The sequence below is a fragment of the Microcoleus asticus IPMA8 genome (assembly GCF_013179805.1).
GTDB classification, from domain to species: domain Bacteria; phylum Cyanobacteriota; class Cyanobacteriia; order Cyanobacteriales; family Microcoleaceae; genus Microcoleus; species Microcoleus asticus.
In genome coordinates this window covers 1-14,604 of the sequence record NZ_SRRZ01000160.1, presented here as the reverse complement: position 1 = coordinate 14,604, position 14,604 = coordinate 1, and the positions used below count along the sequence as shown (strand labels likewise).

13 protein-coding genes and 1 pseudogene are annotated in these 14,604 nt (G+C 45.0%); 6 read left to right on the top strand and 8 right to left on the bottom strand.

Translation table 11 applies throughout. From position 1 onward, the window contains the following. Window positions 1-4,007, bottom strand: a 4,007-nt coding sequence (locus tag E5S67_RS28385; RefSeq protein ID WP_246277020.1) for a DUF4347 domain-containing protein, incomplete at its 3' end; no start/stop codon positions are given. A 716-nt stretch (window positions 4,008-4,723) separates the two neighbouring features. After that, window positions 4,724-6,337, bottom strand: coding sequence for a murein biosynthesis integral membrane protein MurJ (gene murJ, locus E5S67_RS28380; RefSeq protein ID WP_172192296.1), 1,614 nt, complete (start codon window positions 6,335-6,337; stop codon window positions 4,724-4,726). 67 nt (window positions 6,338-6,404) lie between these two features. Between murJ and E5S67_RS28375 the strand changes: the two genes are divergently transcribed. From E5S67_RS28375 to sfsA, 3 genes are all read left to right on the top strand, one after another. After that, on the top strand, window positions 6,405-7,577 hold the full coding sequence (locus E5S67_RS28375) for a DUF3095 domain-containing protein (RefSeq protein ID WP_172192294.1): 1,173 nt from the start codon (window positions 6,405-6,407) through the stop codon (window positions 7,575-7,577). 81 nt (window positions 7,578-7,658) lie between these two features. Further along, complete coding sequence (locus E5S67_RS28370; RefSeq protein WP_216670774.1) at window positions 7,659-8,372, top strand: glutathione S-transferase family protein; 714 nt, start codon at window positions 7,659-7,661, stop codon at window positions 8,370-8,372. 106 nt (window positions 8,373-8,478) lie between these two features. Next, window positions 8,479-9,201: a DNA/RNA nuclease SfsA gene (gene sfsA / locus E5S67_RS28365; RefSeq protein ID WP_172192292.1), complete on the top strand. Its 723-nt coding sequence runs from the start codon at window positions 8,479-8,481 to the stop codon at window positions 9,199-9,201. 84 nt (window positions 9,202-9,285) lie between these two features. Here sfsA and E5S67_RS28360 read toward each other — a convergent pair whose 3' ends face one another. Both E5S67_RS28360 and E5S67_RS28355 read right to left on the bottom strand, forming a co-directional pair. After that, window positions 9,286-10,116 (bottom strand): hypothetical protein, encoded by an 831-nt coding sequence (locus E5S67_RS28360; protein WP_172192290.1) that lies wholly within the window; start codon window positions 10,114-10,116, stop codon window positions 9,286-9,288. Window positions 10,117-10,367: 251 nt separating this feature from the next. Next, window positions 10,368-10,883: pseudogene (locus E5S67_RS28355) on the bottom strand (Uma2 family endonuclease); the annotation flags it as partial. 102 nt (window positions 10,884-10,985) lie between these two features. Between E5S67_RS28355 and E5S67_RS28350 the strand changes: the two are divergent. After that, window positions 10,986-12,308, top strand: a complete 1,323-nt coding sequence (locus E5S67_RS28350) for a 3-isopropylmalate dehydratase large subunit (protein WP_172192288.1) — start codon at window positions 10,986-10,988, stop codon at window positions 12,306-12,308. Between the two features lie 215 nt (window positions 12,309-12,523). On the opposite strand, the gene E5S67_RS28345 is transcribed toward E5S67_RS28350, so the two are convergent. After that, a complete protein-coding gene (locus tag E5S67_RS28345) occupies window positions 12,524-12,922 on the bottom strand; it encodes a helix-turn-helix domain-containing protein (protein ID WP_172192286.1) in 399 nt (132 codons plus the stop codon). A gap of 10 nt (window positions 12,923-12,932) precedes the next feature. Then, a complete protein-coding gene (locus E5S67_RS28340) occupies window positions 12,933-13,202 on the bottom strand; it encodes a type II toxin-antitoxin system HigB family toxin (RefSeq protein WP_172192284.1) in 270 nt (89 codons plus the stop codon). 169 nt (window positions 13,203-13,371) lie between these two features. Here E5S67_RS28340 and E5S67_RS28335 point away from each other — a divergent pair, with 169 nt between their 5' ends. Beyond that, window positions 13,372-13,584 (top strand): helix-turn-helix domain-containing protein, encoded by a 213-nt coding sequence (locus E5S67_RS28335; protein WP_172192276.1) that lies wholly within the window; start codon window positions 13,372-13,374, stop codon window positions 13,582-13,584. Here E5S67_RS28335 and E5S67_RS34910 read toward each other — a convergent pair. Then, window positions 13,550-14,080, bottom strand: a complete 531-nt coding sequence (locus tag E5S67_RS34910) for an IS630 family transposase (protein WP_422614721.1) — start codon at window positions 14,078-14,080, stop codon at window positions 13,550-13,552. The genes E5S67_RS28335 and E5S67_RS34910 overlap by 35 nt on opposite strands. Window positions 14,081-14,126: 46 nt before the next feature. Next, the gene (locus tag E5S67_RS28325; RefSeq protein WP_172192280.1) at window positions 14,127-14,339 is read right to left on the bottom strand and encodes a hypothetical protein; all 213 of its coding nucleotides are present in this window, start codon (window positions 14,337-14,339) and stop codon (window positions 14,127-14,129) included. Between the two features lie 175 nt (window positions 14,340-14,514). Here E5S67_RS28325 and E5S67_RS34905 point away from each other — a divergent pair. Next, on the top strand, window positions 14,515-14,604 hold a 90-nt coding region (locus E5S67_RS34905), incomplete at its 3' end, for an IS630 transposase-related protein (protein WP_172192278.1).

Genomic DNA, 14,604 nt, shown 5'->3' with positions numbered 1-14,604 from the left:
CCCCCCCCCCCCCCCTTCTCCCCCCCCTCCGGCCTCCTCCCCCCTCTACTTGTTTTTTTTCGTCTTCCCGTCGGTGTTCCCGATGGCGCGGGTGTTCCCGATGGCGCGGGTGTTCCCGATGGCGCGGGTGTTCCCGATGGCGCGGGTGTCCCCGATGGTGTCGGTGTCCCCGATGGTGTCGGTGTCCCCGATGGTGTTCCCGATGGCGCGGGTGTTACCGATGGCGCGGGTGCAGGTGCGGGTGCGGGTGCAGGTGCGGGTGCAGGTGCGGCCACATTAACGTTAAAAGTCCCCAAACTAGCAGCAACAGCAAGATTGCCAAGTTCATCTTTAACCTGACTTCCTTGCAAGTTAACAGTGTAAATTCCATTGTCAGTATTATCCCAACTTCCGCCAGGGGTAACAAACGAATAAGTCGCTGTCCGAGGTGTACCATTACTATTAGTATCGACACTGACAAAAGTAGCAGGAATAGCGCCACCTGACCAATTTATCAAAACATCAGAACTATCCAAACTTGAAACATCGACAGCATTATTATCGCTGAAAGTGACAGTCAAACTTTGACTGGTGCCGCCCGCTGTCGTCACATCAGCAACAGCATTTAAACTGCCAGTGGGCGGTGTTTTGTCAATGTCGTAAACTTGTCCCGTTAAATTACCATTGCCAGCAGTTGCGCCGCTTAATGCCACTCCCAAGCTATTTTTGATGCTGTCATCATCTGTCAAATTCAACCCAATTGAACCGCTGCCCGTACCCGTGTTAACTTCCAGTTGATAAGTCTTAGCATCAACAGCAGTTAAAGTGCCAATAGCTGCACCAGTTACAACAGTTGGTACTAAACTAAAGTCAGAAACATCAACGCCAGTAACATCTTCAGAGAATTTAATTTCGTAGGTAGCAGTAGCCGCAGCAGTGGGAGATGTCGCAAGGCGATTGATGGATGTAACTGTGGGGAATGTGTTGTTATAAACAACCGTATTGTCTGTACTCGTACTGGCAGTGTTGGTATTACTTGCTGTATCGGTAACGCCATTAGCTTTGATGCTAGCAATCACATTACCGTTACCTGTCTGACCGTTGACGGCGACGTTGTAAACAGGGCCGCTACCTGTGATTGTTGACGTTAATGTTCCCGTTGCTGTACTCGCAGTTAAGTCGATATCGCTGGCATCAAAACCTGTGACTGGTTCACTAAATGTGACGGTAAAGTTGATAGGTGAAGTTGCAGTCGGATCGGTTTGTGCTGCTGCTTGATTTATGGTGACAGTGGGTGCAACAGTATCAATTACTATGGCTTTATTAGCACCTAATGAGTTAGTCGCAGCGGGTGCGGGTAAAGTTAGTGTGGCATCGTTGGTAGCGGCATCTTTAATTGTGCCACCGTTTAGTGCAAGGGCGGCAGTTGAGAGATAATCTAGGTCTGTACTGGTGTTGCCGGAGGCTACAATGTAGTTGAAGGTGAGGGTGTTAGTACCGCTACCAGAGGCATAGTCGATCGCGGTTCCTGCACCTCCTGTGGCTAAAGTTAGTTGTGGTGTGCCAACGACGTTTACATTTTCACTGAATGTCAGTGTGATGGGGATGACTTGACCGACAGTATAAGTGCCGTCAGTTAAAGTTGAGGTGATGCTGGTGACAGTGGGTGCAAGAGTGTCAATTACTATTGCCTTATTCGCACCTAAAGAATTCGCGGCGCCGGGAGTGGGTAAGGTTAAGATCGCATCAGCAGTGGCAGCATTCTTAACAATTCCGCCACCTAAAGATAAGGCAGTTGTGGAAAGATAGTCTAAATCAGCGCTGCTATCGCCTGCTGCTACTGCGTACCGGAATGTCAAGGTGTTGGTGCCGCCGCCTGAGAGGTAACTGGCGACGGGTGTTGCACCTGCTAAACTCAGTTGTGGCGTACCCGTGACGTTGACAATTTCAGAGAATTGAACGGTGATGTCGATGTTTGTGCCGATGCCGTAAGTCCCGTCTGCTGTGGCGGCGCTGACGCTGGTAATGGTGGGGACGGGGTTAACGGTGATATTGGCGGTTTCGGTAGCGCTGCTGAAAACGCTCGATGTTGTGTTATTGGTTTGGTCTGTGGTGTAGTTAGCGGTAGTGCCATTGGTTCCGGTAATTTGGTCCCAAGCGGCAAAGGTAATGGCGTTGGCGACAGTACCGCTGTAACCTGTATTGGGAACAAACCGGAGTTTTGTATTAGCATCACTAGCTAATAGTAAGGCGTTGGTGGCAGAAACGGCTGGGGCGTTTGTCCAGGTTGTGCCACTGTTGGTAGTGTATTGCCAAGTGCCGTTAGCGGTGTCTAAGGCGGTGATGGCGATGCCTTGGGATGCGCTGGCGTTGGGATCGGTGATTTTTGTGCCGCCGAGGTTGGCGATGAGGGTGGAGATTAATGTGCCTGTACTGGCGCTGTCGTTTTGGTTTTGGGGATTGAGGGTGGGTGTGCCGGAATTATCTAGGGCGGGGGAGTTGTTGACGAGGACGGTGACGGTGGTGGGGGTGGAGACGATGCCGTCCGTGGCAGTGTATTGAAAGGTATCTAGACCGTTGAAGTTGGCGTTGGGGGTGTAGAGGATGTTGCGTTTAGAGTCGATCGTGATCGCATGGACCTGAATATTTGCATTCGGGTTGAAGGTGGCATCGGCAGCACCTGTTGTGGGGTTTAATTTGGCGATTCTGTTGCGGGGAGTGCCACCGATGGTGTTGAAAACGCCCCCCACTATGGGGTTGCCACTGCTGTCAAAAGCGATCACACCGATCGAACCACTCGCATTTGAGTTGAATATGGCATCAGCGGCACCTGTTGTGGGGTCTAACTTGGCGATATAGTTGCGGGGTTGTCCGCCGATGGAGGTGAAATCGCCGCCCACTATGGGGTTGCCATTGCTGTCAATGGCGATCTCGTTGATCTTAATACCATTGGCATTTGGGTTGAATGTGGCATCAGCGACACCAGTTGTGGGATCTAATTTGGCAATTCTGTTGCGGGTACTGCCACCGATGTTGGTAAAATAACCTCCTATGTATAGGTTGCCACTACTGTCAAAGACAATCGCACTGACTCGGTCATCTGCATTCGGGTCGAAGGTAGCAAGTATCGCACCAGTTGTGGGATCTAATTTAGCGATATAGTTGCGGGGTTGTCCGCCGATGGAGGTGAAATCGCCGCCCACTATAGGGTTGCCACTGCTGTCAAAAGCGATCTTTTTGACGATACCATCCGCATTTGGGTTGAAGGCGCTATCTAACGTCCCATCGCTATTCAACCGAGCGATTCTGTTGCGAGGTTGTCCGCCGATATTGGTGAAATTACCGCCGACATAAATCCAGTCATTAATAATAGCTGTACCATTGGTAACGCCGCTAACAATGCTTTCAACGTTCAGCCTTCCGGTTCCTGTGTCGTTGGCAAGTACGTTTATGCTGACTGCCGGGGAGTTGACGGGAATGGCTTTGTTGTCGGGGTTGGCGGTGGCTAGTATGTGGCTGTAAGCACTGAGGGTGTTGAGGTTAAATGCTACTGCTGTTTCGATCGGGCCTGTTTGTACTTCTAATTCCCAGTCTCCGCCTAATTCAGCGCTGCCGGTAGGATTAGCTGAGGCGGCGATGTTGGCCTCAGTGATTTCACTCAATCGCTTGACGAAATTTTTGCCGGCTTCTCCTTTTGCTACTTCGCATCCATAGAGTAGGATATCTCCGTTTTCTGTTAGGGCATTTCCCCACTGTTTTAGCCGATCGCTGAAATTTTCTAGGTTATTCTGATTGAGTACGTCAGTACCGAGTTTTAAACTGCCTTCGCTGCCGTGAGAAAGGATATGTACGGCTTCAATATCTTTTTGAGCAGCCAAGGCATTTGTAATTTGCTCAATACTGCTGCTTTTGTCATCTAAAATGACTATTTTGGCGTTAGCATCTGCGCCCTCTATCAGGTTTTGATAATTCTGTACAGAGGAGTCAACGAAAATAACTTGCTTGTTCGCGGTTAATAAATTCATCATTGCTGAAATCCTTTTATCTATCGTTTACATCCAAGTTTCTGTCTCCCAAAATCACCCTTCTCAAGGAGGAATTTAAAAGTGTTTAGCTTCTGCAAATTTACTTAAAAGGGGAGACTTAACTGTGTTTAGCTTCCGCAAATTCACTTAAAATGGTTAATTTGTAAAGGATTTTTTCACCGTAAATCCACTTAAAAAGATTGATTTTAAGAGAGATGGCACTGCTATTTGTTGGCTATATCTAAAATGATAAGCCATCACGTTACTCAAATAAATCGCGAGCTAAAATTGTTATAGCATTTCTCATTTGAGTGAAGTACAGATGTCCAGTAGGGAAACGGCTTGGCCTAAGTCCCTACAGCCGTCTGCTGTATTTCATCCGATTGAGAAGTGCTATATATCGTTCCGCTGGATCATTAAATAAATAACAATTAACACAGAACACTCGTTCTCTTCGCTCATGGCTTCTAATATTCGATCGACTTGCGCCCCCACTGGGCTAGTCATAGAAGCGTGAAAACCGTACCATTATATCGTACAGTCGGAAAGCTAGAGATCGCTCACTGAATCACTTGGGAATTTTTACCGCTGATGGTGGCGGATATACGCAGATGAATGTTTATTTGGATTTAAGGGCGATCGCCTTTTTCTGTCTTTTTGGATCGAAGGGGCGATCGCACTTTTGTTGATTCCTTGAATCAGCCGCAAATTTCCGATATTTATTTGCGAAAACGTCCCCGAATGCGATCGACAAACATATCAACTTCCGGCAACTTCATCTGACTGACAAACAGGGCAAAAACTCCTAACCCTACAAAACTTGCTACACTCAACTGCACTAATTGAATTACCAAACCTTCAGTACCCAAAACTCTTTGACAGGCTTGCAGAGTAGCCAAGGTAACGAAAGCAGTTAGAAAACTGCCAGAAGTTAACCCCAGAAAAGGCAAACTCCACTCCCGCCAAGGCAGGCCTCCCAGCTTTTTATCTAATAAGTACAAAAGCATAATTATCGAAATAAGATTCACTCCCACCGTCGCCAAAACTAATCCGGGCGCGCCATAAGCTCCTACTAACAAATAATCCAGCAATCCGTTAAAAAAGATATTGATAATACTGATGCGAAAAGGGGTTTCTCCGTCTCCCAAAGCGTAAAATACCCGCACCACAACGTCGCGTCCCAAATACACAAACATTCCAATACTGTAAGCCATCAATATCGGCGTGACAAACTCCGAGGCTGACCGATCGAAAGCATAGCGTTCGTAAACAACGCGGACGATCGGCCCGGCAAGTGTTACCATTAAAGCGCTCAGGGGCAGCATCGTAATCCCCGTCAAAATTAAAGATTGACGAATTTTATGTTTTAATTCCGGCCAGTCTTTGGGTTCGGTGAGGCGAGAAAATATCGGCAAAAATGGTACTAAAATTACATTAGAAATGATGCCTAAAGGAGTCATAACTAACAACCCGCTGTAACCCATCGCAGAGGCAGCTTGAGGGATGTAGGATGCGAAAAATAGGTCAGTATAGACATTAATTTGCAGCATTCCTGAGGATAATGTAGCAGGAACCATGACCTTAATTACTTCTTGCACTCCGGGGCGTTTAAAATTAAACCGCAAGCGCAATGTTCCCAAGCCTGCTCGCCACTGTGTCGCTAGTTGCACCAACCACTGCAAAACTGCTCCCGCTAGCGTTCCCCAAGCTAACACTAACCCGCCAATTAGTGCGTATTCTGGCTGAATAATTTTGTCTCCGAGTTGCAATGCGAGAATCCCTAAACCGCCGACAAGTGCAACGCTGGAAAATAAAGGGCTAATCGAAGGCAACCAGTACATATCGGCGGCGTTGAGAGTTCCAAAACCAATGCCGATTAAGCCTGAAAGTAATGCCATCGGCGCCATAATCCGAAATTGCTGGACGGCAATTGCTTTGATTTCTAAACCTTCTGCTGTTCTATTTAATCCCGGTGCCACCAAATCTATCAGCGGATCGGCAAAAATAATTAAAGCGACTGTTACCAACAGCAGCAAGCCGCCGACTAAGGTGGTGATAGTCTCGACTAAGGGTGCTGCTTCTTGTTTGTCGCGGCGGGCTAAAACGCTGACTATGGCGCTGTGAAATGGCCCGTTAATGCCTCCGAGCAAAATAAATAAGAAACCAGGGATGACGTAGGCGTAGTTGTAGGCATCGACAGCGACACCGACTCCAAAGGCTGCGGCGATCGCAATTTGGCGCACCAAGCCGAAGACTTTGCTAATGAGAGTGGCGATTGCGACAATGCCGGCGATACCTGCGAGGGAACGAGAGGGCTTCTGTAATTGGGACACAAATGGTTACAAACGCTAATGCTAAAGGGATTCACTTATTTTAATAGCGAATCGGGAAAATCATATCATGAACTCAGAAAACTTCTATACCGAATTGCGTTTACTGGACAATTTTATAGATATTACTGACTTGCAGAACTTTGTTGATGTACCCGATGATTGGTACATTATTATCACAGATATTCGCGGTTCTACAAAAGCGATTGAAGCTGGAAAATATAAAGAAGTTAACTTATTGGGGGCTTGTTCGATCGCTGCTGTTTTGAATGTAGCAGGCAAAATAGAAATTCCCTTTATCTTTGGTGGCGACGGCGCTTCTCTTTTAATGGGGCCATCGCTTTTACCCGCTGCCCAGAAAGCTTTGCTGGCAACTAAACAAATGGCTGAGACTGAATTTGACATGGATTTGCGAGTTGGGGCTGTGCCCGTTAAAGTTGTGGTAACAGCTAATTATTCGGTTAAAATAGCTAAGTTTAAAGTTTCGGAAAATTACAGCCAAGCTATTTTAATCGGCGGCGGTTTAACCCGTGCTACTGAACTTATTAAAGACCCTGCTGCTGGTAATATTTACAGTATTAAAAATAATGGCATTTCTGCAACAGCCGATTTTTCGGGATTGGAGTGTCGGTGGCAGGATATTCCCAGCAAGTACGGGGAAATAGTAACGATGCTGGTAATGGTGCGATCGGATTTTGCTCAGGAGAGCAATCTAATTTATAGAAAAGTTTTAAAAATAATCGAATACATTTACGGCAAGGAAGATTATTTAAATCCGATCGATCGCCAAAATCTTAAATTGACATTGAATAGCGCCAAGCTGATTAAAGAAACTCTAGTTAGGGCGAGCGGTTGTAGTTGGTTAGACCGCCAGCTATATTTATCAAAAATACAGTTAGAGACGGCGCTTGGTTCGCTGCTAATGAATTTGGAAGTTAAGACAGAAGAGTTAGATTGGGGAGTTTATAAAGATATTGCGATCGCAGCTACGGATTACCGCAAATTTGATGATATGTTGAGAATGGTAATTTCGGGCAATGCGTCGCAGCGAAAAAAATTGACGGGGTACTTGGAAAAGAATTACCGAGAGGGCAAGCTGGTTTACGGTTTGCACGTTGCTGATAGAGCTTTGATGACTTGTTTGGTGTTTGAACGCAACGGCCAACAAGTGCATTTTATAGACGGTGCTGATGGTGGTTATGCTTTAGCGGCGAAGGATATGAAACAAAGAATGAATCAATAAGTAAGCCTGCCCAAACTAAAAACCGTCGTTTCGTGCTATCATGCCTCAATCTAAAATCTAAAATCTAAAATCTAAAATCAAATGACCGTGCTGAAACTTTATCACAATCCGCTTTCGACTAACAGCCGCCGGGTTTGGATCGCTTTGCTCGAAAAGGACATTCCGTTTGAATTGGTGTCGATGAAATTAAATGGCGATCAATTTCAGCCAGATTTTCTGGCAATTAGCCCTTTTCACCACGTTCCTGTTTTAGCTGATGGGGATTTTCATTTAATAGAAACGCTGGCAATTCTTGATTATCTGGAAGCTAAGTATCCCGCGCCTGCACTGCTACCGGAGGATGCGAAAGCAAGGGCGATCGTCCGTATGTTACAAATGGTAACAGTGAACGAGTTGACACCGGCGATGAGTCCTTTGGTACGCCAGACTTTCGGTGGCGAAGCTGACCCACAGCAGTTGGAGAAAGCACAGCAACAAGTAGCTACTGTACTGGGGTTTTTTGAGGGTTTGTTGGGCGATAAAACTTTTTTGGGCAGCAACGATCGAATTACCTTAGCCGATGTTGTAGCGGGAGTTTCCGTGCCGTGGCTGCCGGAGTTAGGCGTGTCTTTGGACGAGTATCCCAAGTTGCAGGCTTGGTGCGATCGGCTAAATTCCCGCGATTCTTGGCAAAAAACTCAAGCCAGTCCCGAATTAGTAGAAGCTTTTAAAGCCCAAATGAAACAGTTGATGAAAGGCAAGCAAAAGCAGCCTTTGAATGAGGAGATAAATGAGTTGAGAAAAGAAGATAAATAACAGATAGTTCATATATGTTAGATTCCCAAATTTTTGAATAAGTCGGGAATCCGGGTATTGTGTTATAGGTTAAATCTAAAATCTAAAATCTAAAATCTAAAATCGAATGACCGACTTAATTTACAAATATCCCGCTTTATTACCCGGAATTCTCATCAAGCGGTACAAGCGATTTTTTGCTGAAATCGAACTAACTACTGGAGAAATCATCACCGCACACTGTCCGAATACCGGCCCGATGACTGGTGTTTGCATTCCCGGAAATCCCGTGCTGGTATCTAGCAGCAACAATCCCAAACGCAAATTGGCTTATACTTGGGAATTAATTAAACTGTGCGACACCGAACCAACTTGGGTGGGAGTTAATACGGGTTTGCCGAATCGAGTAATTAAGTTAGCTTTGGAATTAGGCTTGTTTCCCGAGTTGGGTAATTACAGTTTAATTCAACCAGAAGTTGTTTACGGGCTAGACAAAAAAAGCCGAGTTGATTTTTGGTTGACTGGCGATACTAAACCAATTTTTCTGGAAGTTAAAAATACAACTTGGGCGAAAGAAAACTTGGCTTTATTTCCCGATACAGTCACAGAAAGAGGACAGAAACATTTGCGAGAATTGATGGAAGTGGTACGGCAGGGTTCGAGGGCTGTTATGCTGTATTTTATTAATCGCGGGGATTGTACTGATTTTGCTCCCGGGGATAGTGCCGATCGCCTTTACGGAGAATTGTTCAGACAGGCGATTTGTGAAGGTGTAGAGATTTTGCCCTGTCGCTTTGATGTGACACCGGAAGGCATTCGCTATTTGGGATTGGCAAAGCTTGATGTGTGAGGACACGATCGTCTTATATTATTAATTTTTTTGCATCCATAATTAAAACCCGATCGCCATCAACAACCGGGCTTGGTAAAACTATCATTTAACCAAGAGCGATCGCCTCTTAATTTTGACGGCCAACAATCCCAATCCTGCAACGATCGTGGCAGTCATATTGCTGGGTTCTGGCACTGCTTCGGCAATGCTGAGGGCATTAATTCCCAAGGCGCGATCGCCCTCAGAACTGCTGTAGACGAGCCGCGAGATGTTGGCCGCATCACTGCGAACTCCGAGAAATTGCGCTGAATTATCTAGTGCTAATGAGGATGTTCCCTGGGTTGAGAAACTGCCTAACAAATTATTATTACTGTCAAATGCCGAGATCGATGCAGTGAATAAAAATGTATCATCTACCGCTATTTGCGTCCCCGCTGCTGCTACGGGGCGATCGAAGGTAATCGTCAGCGGGCCTGGGTTTCCTACTGCTGGCTGCGGGCCTGGGATTAAGCCTGTAAACAAAATGAAATCACCGCTGGCAAAGTTGGTGGGAATGCCTGGTGAAGGCAAGGTTTGAAAAAGTAAAGGAGGCGTCACTCCTGGATTTGCAGCCTGGGGAATATTGACATTAACTCCGAGTCCTTCTTCTGAGGTGACTGAGAAGGAATTGGGCAATACTTTAAACGGCGGCTGGACTGGCCCTAAAATCGACCAATCAACGCGATCTGTACCTCCCAAGGCCGCGCGATCGCTCACGAATGTCAGATTAGCAGCTTCAACTGGCGGTGCTAATAGAATTAGCAGAGTGCCGATCGCAGTTCCCGCAGCGGATATTTTAAGCGATCGCGTTGTTTTTTCTATGGCTACAAATTCCGGCAGGCGATCGCTTTCCAATAGCTGCACTTTGAAGTGTTGAAATTGGTCACAAATCATAATAATTCCTCCAATCAACCTTTCCACAAATTATTACAAAAGTCTGGCTGCATCCAAACTGAATGTTTAAATTATGTCGATGTCTAATATACTTTACATCCTGATAATTCACTATAATTATTTAACAATACATAACATTACGCAGACTTTTGTAATAGTCGCTGTACTCAACATTTCGTTCAATCTGTAAATAATGGAACTTCCAGCACAAATCCCGGTAAAACATCTTCTCCAGAAAGTTGTGTTGATCAAGAACGAACCTCTTTTGTTTGTCCCTGTCGATAAATTTCTACCTGCTGATTCTGTGGATTAAACAACCAACCCAAGCGCACCCCACTTTGCAGGTATTCCAGCATTTTATCTTGTAAGGTTTGCAAATTGTCCGAGCGCGATCGCTGTTCAATTACAAAATCCGGCGCGATGGGGGGAAATTTCTGTCGTTGTTCTGGAGTCAGTGCTTCCCAGCGAGACAACTCCACCCATGCTACATCAGGAGAACGAGATCCTCCACCGGGCAATTTGAATAACGTGGAAGAACTAAACACCTTACCTAGTTGGGTTTGGCGATTCCAAATATAAATTTCACCGCCGAGATCCATCTCGCGACTACCGCTATAGCCGCCAACAGGAGACATCACAATTAACCTTCCTTCAGCATCGCGCTCGATCGTCAATTCAGGATTGCTGAGACAGAGTTGATAAAACTGCTCATCGGTAAATTGAACGCGATCGAGATTAACTTTTAGGGGTAAGGTTAGCAAGGTCATCGTCATTACTCCCGATCTTTGAGACGTGATAATTTCTATTTTAAGATAATGTTTCGTTTACAATACACTATGTAGCATCTAATAAAAAAGAGCGATCGCACTATGGGAATGACCCTGACCGAAAAAATCTTAGCCAAAGCATCAGGCCGCACTAAAGTCGAGCCCGGAGAAAATATTTGGGTAGAAACAGATGTGTTGATGACCCACGATGTCTGCGGGCCCGGCACTATCGGCGTTTTCAAACGCGAATTCGGTGAGAATGCTAAAGTCTGGAACCCCGACAAAATCGTCCTCATTCCCGACCACTACATTTTCACCAACGACGAACGCGCTAACCGCAACGTCGATATTCTCCGCGATTTTGCCCAAGAACAAGGGATAAAATACTTTTACGACATCACGGATCGATCGGACTTCAAAGCAAATCCCGACTACAAAGGAGTTTGCCACATCGCGCTAGCACAAGAAGGCCACACGCGACCGGGCGAAGTGCTATTCGGCACAGATTCCCACACCTGCAATGCCGGCGCTTTCGGACAATTTGCCACCGGTATCGGCAATACAGACGCGGCTTTTATCATGGGAACCGGCAAATTGCTGATTAAAGTTCCGGCGACAATGCGCTTTGTATTCAACGGCGAACTGCCGGATTATTTGCTAGCAAAAGACCTGATTTTGCAGATTATTGGTGATATTAGCGTTGCGGGTGCTAACTACCGGACGATGGAATTTGCCGGCGATACAGTGGAACGTTTGACGATGGAAGAACGGATGACGCTGTGCAATATGGTGATTGAAGCTGGTGGCAAAAACGGCACGGTTGCGCCGGACAAAACTACGTTTGATTACGTTACTTCGCGGACTGACAAACCCTTCGATTCATTTTACAGCGATGGGGATGCTAAGTTTTATAGCGATCGCACCTACGATGTCAGCAAATTAGAACCAGTCGTCGCCAAACCGCACTCCCCCGACAACCGCGACTTAGCCCGCAACTGTCGCGATGTCAAGATCGATCGAGTTTACATCGGTTCCTGCACCGGCGGCAAAACCTCCGACTTCCTGAATGCCGCCCGCATTCTGAAAGGAAATCAAGTCAAAGTTCCGACTTATTTAGTACCAGCAACTCAGAAAGTTTACGAAGATTTGTTTGTCACAAAATACGAAGGTCAAACACTTTCGGAAATCTTCTTAGCTGCCGGCTGCATCGAACCCGCAGCGCCTTCTTGCGCCGCTTGTTTGGGTGGCCCGAAAGATACTTTCGGGCGGATGAACGAACCCGAAATTTGCGTGTCTACAACTAACCGCAATTTCCCCGGCAGGATGGGGAACAAAGAAGCGCAAGTTTATCTAGCTTCGCCTTACACGGCGGCGGCTTCGGCGCTGACTGGTCACGTCACAGATCCGCGCGAATTCCTGTGTTAGATAGTTGCTTTTTACCCGTTGTAGGGTGCGTCAGACTTTCACTCTAGAATTTATCGAGGGTTTCGGATATGACGCACCTTACATTATGTTCGATCGATTAGTCTCGATCTGGGCGGGGGCGGGTTTATTATATTGTCGATTATAGGCGATTATTGTCGCTGAACCCGCCCCTACAAGACATGGAATTAGATCGTAACCGATCGATTCATCTTAAATTAAATGAACAAGCTAGGTGAGATTTGAAAATAATCGCCGAGTGCTTTAGCTTGTGCTTTGCTAATGGATCGCTTGCCGTTCACAACTTCAGATACTACGCCACTAGATCCGATGATACCTACCAAGTCTGCTTGGCGTGTGTCGCTGGATTCCATGATATGTTGCAAAATCTCATGAGGTTCGGATTTGTCTATCGGATAGTTTTCTGTCTCGTAAACTTCTATTAAAGTGACTAACAACTTGTATAAAACTTTCTCCTCGGGAGTGAGGTTTTTAGCAAATGTTAGTCTTTCTGCAACTGCCAGGAGGCGATCGTATTCTTCTTCAGTTTCGATAGCCTTTGGAGCAATTTCTGCGAGCAAGTTGCTGTAAGTCGTTCGGTCAAAAGTAAGGGTCATTTTTCCATTTTTATTTGTCGTATTCAGAGTTGGTTAAGAAATATTTGTAGAAAACAGTTTGGTTCTCATAGTTAATCCCAACAATCAGGCGATAGTCGTTGCCTTTGATATTAAAGACGGTAAAGTTTCCTACTGCTTCGGCATCCCGATAAATTTTGCGAACATCCTCCAAATTCTGCCATTCCGCTTTGTTGACAGTTTCTTTCCAAATCTCAATTTTGTTTTTGACATCCGGGTATTTAGCATCATTACGGAGGTGGCGGAGCGAAATTAGGTGCATTTGTTTTTAGTTTTTTGGTGGTTTTGTATTGCATCTATTCCCCCTCGCTAACGTGGCTTATTCCATCACTTTATACAGGACTTACTGACAGATTTTATCTATATAGCAATCCTAAATCATTATTAAGACTATGATACAATTATATGCAATACTCGATCGTGAATAAAAAATGAATAACTTACAACTGCCACAAAAAGATAGAGAAAAAGAAATAGCCCAATTAGAATCTTTCATTAAAAGCGATATCGATGCCAGAGAACTAAAACGAGCAATAGCTGTAAGGATGGCGCTCTCAGGTAATATCTACAATGAAATCAGCAAAATTTTAGGTATAAGTATAGCGTTTCTCAGAAAGATGAGGTACAATAACAGCAGTGAGTAAACCAATTCCTCATATCGGATAATGTAACTTGATTGAAGGCAAACTCTATCGCCTTGGCTAATTCTCGATAATTAGTCGTCTTGATAGAACGGAGAATGTTTTTGAGTTTGGACCATAAATGTTCAATTGGTGAAAAGTCGGGCGAATAGGGCGACAAGTATATTAATTTTGCCCCTTTCTTTTTGATGGCTTTTTCTATTTCTTCTCCGGTATGAATAGTACAATTATCCATCACTACACAAGCACCTTTCCAGAGTTTTGGTACTAGCTTTCGGATAATAAAAGCCTCAAATGTAATTGTATCAGTTGTAGCTGTTAAATTGAGGGATGTTAGGATTTCATTGATCGATATAGCTCCAATTATTGAGACATTTCTGCCCCGTTTATTCGGTTTTGGTTTCTTGGCTCTTGAACCTTTGAGAGACCGAGCATATAACCTAACCATTGCCAAGTTTACTCCTGATTCATCAATGAATATTAAGTCTTTTAAACAAATTTCTCGAATTTTTTGCCAGAACTCGTATCGCAGGTTTTGAACTCTGTCAGTGCCTTTGTCGGACGGGAAAAGAGTTTTTTTTTAAGGTCATGTTTAAGAGTTTTGCCATTCTTCCCATCGTTGCTACGCTGATGGTAAAACCAATTTTTTGGTACAGTAAATAACGGAGTTCTTCGAGAGTCGCATCATTATTTTTTTCAATCACTTCCGCTAAAATCAGCAGTTGCTCTGCATTCAGTTTTAATTGGGAGCGTGTCACTTTTGCAATAAGTATAAATTGCTCAGAAAAAGCAGAATAGTAGCTTTGAGCTATGGTTGAGCAAAATAGGCGAAAATAGTAATGATGTCTTAATTAGTGGCGAATGAATCATGACTCCCGAACAAAAACAGGCAATTATAGTCATTTCAAATAAATGTGAGACAGAGGTAAGATCATGATAAAATCGATAAAAATAGTTAATTACAAAAAAATGGCTTACAGTCTAGACCTAAGACAAAAAGTAGTCAATTATGTGGAAAATGGA

Coding starts and splice junctions, on each gene's coding strand:
- sfsA (WP_172192292.1), top strand. CDS start 8,479: ATGACCGACTTAATTTACAAATATCCCGCTTTATTACCCGGAATTCTC.
- E5S67_RS28360 (WP_172192290.1), bottom strand. CDS start 10,116: ATGATTTGTGACCAATTTCAACACTTCAAAGTGCAGCTATTGGAAAGC.
- E5S67_RS28340 (WP_172192284.1), bottom strand. CDS start 13,202: ATGCACCTAATTTCGCTCCGCCACCTCCGTAATGATGCTAAATACCCG.
- E5S67_RS28335 (WP_172192276.1), top strand. CDS start 13,372: ATGAATAACTTACAACTGCCACAAAAAGATAGAGAAAAAGAAATAGCC.
- E5S67_RS28345 (WP_172192286.1), bottom strand. CDS start 12,922: ATGACCCTTACTTTTGACCGAACGACTTACAGCAACTTGCTCGCAGAA.
- E5S67_RS28370 (WP_216670774.1), top strand. CDS start 7,659: ATGACCGTGCTGAAACTTTATCACAATCCGCTTTCGACTAACAGCCGC.
- E5S67_RS28350 (WP_172192288.1), top strand. CDS start 10,986: ATGGGAATGACCCTGACCGAAAAAATCTTAGCCAAAGCATCAGGCCGC.
- E5S67_RS28375 (WP_172192294.1), top strand. CDS start 6,405: ATGAACTCAGAAAACTTCTATACCGAATTGCGTTTACTGGACAATTTT.